3 protein-coding genes and 1 tRNA gene are annotated in these 3,825 nt (G+C 65.8%); 3 read left to right on the top strand and 1 reads right to left on the bottom strand.

Going from position 1 to position 3,825, the window contains the following annotated elements; all coding sequences use genetic code 11:
* Positions 1-26: 26 nt before the first annotated feature.
* Positions 27-114: transfer RNA gene (locus tag AC5RWT_RS35430), tRNA-Ser, on the bottom strand.
* 86 nt (positions 115-200) lie between these two features.
* Between AC5RWT_RS35430 and AC5RWT_RS35425 the strand changes: the two genes are divergently transcribed.
* The 3 genes from AC5RWT_RS35425 to AC5RWT_RS35415 all read left to right on the top strand — a co-directional run bounded on the left by AC5RWT_RS35425 (position 201) and on the right by AC5RWT_RS35415 (position 3,765).
* Positions 201-1,181 (top strand): NAD(P)H-quinone oxidoreductase, encoded by a 981-nt coding sequence (locus AC5RWT_RS35425; RefSeq protein ID WP_494084308.1) that lies wholly within the window; start codon positions 201-203, stop codon positions 1,179-1,181.
* 83 nt (positions 1,182-1,264) lie between these two features.
* Positions 1,265-3,559 (top strand): carbon starvation CstA family protein, encoded by a 2,295-nt coding sequence (locus AC5RWT_RS35420; RefSeq protein WP_494084307.1) that lies wholly within the window; start codon positions 1,265-1,267, stop codon positions 3,557-3,559.
* Positions 3,559-3,765, top strand: a complete 207-nt coding sequence (locus AC5RWT_RS35415) for a YbdD/YjiX family protein (RefSeq protein ID WP_493969773.1) — start codon at positions 3,559-3,561, stop codon at positions 3,763-3,765. Before AC5RWT_RS35420 ends, AC5RWT_RS35415 begins: the two co-directional genes overlap by 1 nt.
* The last annotated feature ends 60 nt before the right edge of the window (positions 3,766-3,825 follow it).

The following is a 3,825-nucleotide window of genomic DNA, read 5'->3' as shown; positions in this document are numbered from 1 at the left end:
CTTGGCAGCCGGGGCACCTGCAAACGCGGAAGGTATGGGATTTGAACCCATGAGACGGGGTTACCGCCTACTGGTTTTCAAGACCAGCTCCTTCGGCCGCTCGGACAACCTTCCTCACCTGTAGTCTGACACTTCAGGGGTGCCCACGGCAAAAGCGCACCCCCGTGGTTTGGCGTCCGGATAAGGCGAGCGAGGCTGGTATGAAAGCTGTTTTCTACGAGGGAGCAGGGGGACCCGAGGTCCTGACGGTGCGGGACGCCGAAGCCCCGCAGCCCGCGGAGGGCGAGGTGGTCATCGACGTGGCTGCCGCAGGAGTAAACCGAGCCGATGTGCAGCAGCGCAAGGGCGTCTACCCGCCGCCGCCAGGTGCATCCGAGATCCCGGGCCTGGAGGTTTCCGGTCGTGTGTCCGCCGTCGGTCCCGGCATCGCCACGCTCCGGGTGGGTGATGAGGTATGCGCTCTGCTGGCCGGCGGCGGGTACGCCGAGCAGGTGGCAGTGCCGGCGGGCCAGGTGCTGCCGGTGCCGGGCGGAATTGACCTGGTGACGGCAGCGGCGCTGCCGGAAGCAGCGGCCACCGTTTTCTCCAACCTGTTCATGGCGGCCGGCGTGCAGGCCGGAGAAACTGTGCTGATCCACGGTGGCGCGGGCGGCATCGGCACCATGGCCGTCCAGATGGTTGACGCCTTTGGTGCTGTCCCGGCGGTGACTGCGGGCAGCCAAGCAAAGCTCGACGTCGCGCGTGGACTGGGTGCCGAGGTGCTCATCAATTACCGCGAGGAGGACTTCGTGGAGCGCATCAAGGAGGCCACCGGAGGCCGCGGCGCCGACGTCATCCTGGACGTGGTGGGCGCCAAGTATCTGCAGCGGAACGTGGAAGCGCTGGCCATCTCCGGCCGGCTGGTGGTGATCGGGCTGATGGGCGGGGCCAAGGCCGAGCTGAACCTTGGCCAGTTGATGGCCAAACGCGGCGCGGTCATCGGCACCACGTTGCGGTCACGCTCTGCGGAGGAGAAGGCTGCGATCATGCGCGCGGTCGCCGAGCATGTTTGGCCGCTGGTGGTCTCCGGCGACGTTAAACCGCAGGTGCACCGCACGTTCTCCCTGACGGACGCAGCGGCGGCCCATGAGTACTTCGATTCGGGCGAACATACCGGCAAGATTCTTCTCACCCCCTCCTAAAATCGGTTTTCCCCGTTCCCTGTAAACGTCGGCGCTGCTAGCGTGCTGCCTAAGAGCTAACGGGGTTCCACGAGGGGAGCAAAATGAGCCAGAAACCCACCGGGCCGCGGCCGGAACAGGCCGGGCGAGACCCGGAATTTGACGTGCTGGTGCAGGATCCCAGCCTGCCGCCGGTAGCGCTGGATCCGGCTGCGGAGGCCGAAGCGCAGAAGTGGACGCCTACCAAGATCGTTGTCTGGGTCGCCATCGCGCTGCTGGGCGGCGTGAGCTGGAGCGTGCTCGCCTTTTCGCGTGGCGAAACGATTAACGCGATCTGGTTCGTCTTCGCCGCCGTCTGCACCTATTTCATTGCCTACCGCTTCTATTCCAAGTACATCGAGAACAAACTGACCCGTCCCAACGATCTGCGGGCCACGCCGGCGGAATACAACGCGGACGGCAAAGATTACGTGGCGACGGACCGCCGTGTGCTCTACGGCCATCACTTCGCTGCCATTGCCGGCGCCGGTCCGCTGGTCGGTCCCATCCTGGCCGCGCAGATGGGCTACCTGCCCGGCACCCTGTGGATCATCGTCGGCGTCGTGCTGGCCGGTGCGGTGCAGGACTACCTGGTGCTGTTCTTCTCGATGCGCCGCGGCGGCCGTTCGCTCGGCCAGATGGCGCGTGAGGAGCTCGGCGTCATCGGCGGCACGGCTGCCCTGATTGCCACCCTGACCATCATGATCATCATCGTCGCGATCCTCGCCCTGGTCGTCGTGAACGCGCTCGGCGAGTCGCCCTGGGGCGTCTTCTCTGTCGCGATGACCATCCCGATCGCCATCTTCATGGGCATCTACCTGCGCTTCCTGCGGCCAGGCAAGGTCAGCGAGGTCTCCATCATCGGCTTCGTGCTGCTCCTTGCCGCCATCGTCGGCGGCGGGGCGATTGCCGATACCGGGTGGGGCGCGGCGATCTTCACGCTGGATCGGACAACCATCGCCTGGGGCATCATCATCTACGGCTTCATCGCGGCCGTGCTGCCGGTCTGGCTGCTGCTGGCCCCGCGCGATTACCTCTCCACCTTCATGAAGATCGGCACCATCCTGATGCTCGCACTGGCCATCGTGCTGGTCCGGCCGGAGATTAACGTCCCGGCCTTCAGCGAGTTCGCCGGCCGTAGCGACGGTCCGGTCGTCCCCGGTTCGCTGTTCCCGTTCCTGTTCGTCACCATCGCCTGTGGTGCGCTCTCGGGGTTCCACGCGCTGATTGCGTCCGGCACCACGCCGAAGATGGTGCAGAAGGAGAAGCAGACCCGCTTCATCGGCTACGGCGGAATGTTGATGGAGTCGTTCGTGGCCATCATGGCGCTGGTCGCGGCCATCTCGATCGACCGCGGGATCTACTTTGCAATGAACGCTTCCGCAGCGGCGACGGGCGGCACGGTGGAAGGCGCTGTGGCCTTCGTCAATAGCCTGGGCCTGGCCAACGTGAACCTGACGCCGGACATGCTGACGGAACTGGCCCGCAATGTTGGCGAGGAGTCCATCGTCTCGCGGACCGGCGGCGCTCCCACCCTTGCCGTCGGGCTCTCGCACATCATGCACGGGCTGATCGGCGGCGTGGCGCTGATGGGCTTCTGGTACCACTTCGCCATCATGTTTGAGGCGCTGTTCATCCTCACCGCTGTCGACGCCGGAACCCGCGTGGCCCGCTTCATGCTGCAGGACACCATCGGCAACGTCCTGCCGAAGTTCAAGAACATGTCCTGGCGTCCCGGTGTCTGGATCTGCACAGCCATCATGGTTGCAGGCTGGGGCTACATTCTGATCCTGGGCGTCACCGATCCACTCGGCGGCATCAACACGTTCTTCCCGCTCTTTGGCATCGCCAACCAACTGCTGGCCGCCATCGCGCTCGCGGTCTGCCTGGCCATCGCGGCCAAGCGCGGGGCGTTCAAGTACCTGTGGATCGTCGCGCTGCCGCTGGCCTTCGCTTCCGTGATCACCATCTGGGCCTCGATCCTGAAGATCTTCAGCCCGGACGTCAAGGTGGGCTACTGGGCCAACAACCTCGCTAACCGCGAGGCCCTGGCGGCCGGTAAGACCAGCCTGGGCAACGCCACGTCGGTGGAGCAGATGGAGGCGGTAGTCCGCAACACCGCGGTGCAGGGCACGCTGTCCATCGTCTTCGTGGTCCTGACCATCATCGTGATCGCCACCGCACTGCTAGCCACTTTCAAGTCCTGGCGGCTGGGCGGCGAACCCTCGCACGAGGACCCGGCCGTGGTTTCTTCTCTCTACGCGCCGGCAGGCCTCGTGGCGACCGCGCCGGAGAAGGAACTGGAGAAGCGTTGGAACGAACTGCCCGCCGATACCCGGCAAGCCCGGACGGGGCACTGATGTCCAGCGTTCTCGGGCCCAAGGCACGGCGCGGGTGGCAGAGCTTCGCTTGGTACTTCAAGGGCATCATGGGCGAGCACGCCTACCAGGACTACCTGCAGCACCACCGGCGGGCACACCCCGGCACGGAGCCGATGACCGAGCGCGAGTTCTGGCGCGACAAGACCGACCGGCAGGAGAACAACCCGCAGGGCCGCTGCTGCTGACCGGCACCTGACGACGGCGGTGCCCGCCCGGCGCCCGAGAGGAGCGTTGCCGGGCGGGAA

It is taken from the genome of Arthrobacter sp. Dra40 (assembly GCF_059091905.1).
The sequence above is the reverse complement of the archived record's forward strand: the minus strand, read 5'-3'. Positions and strand labels throughout refer to the sequence as shown.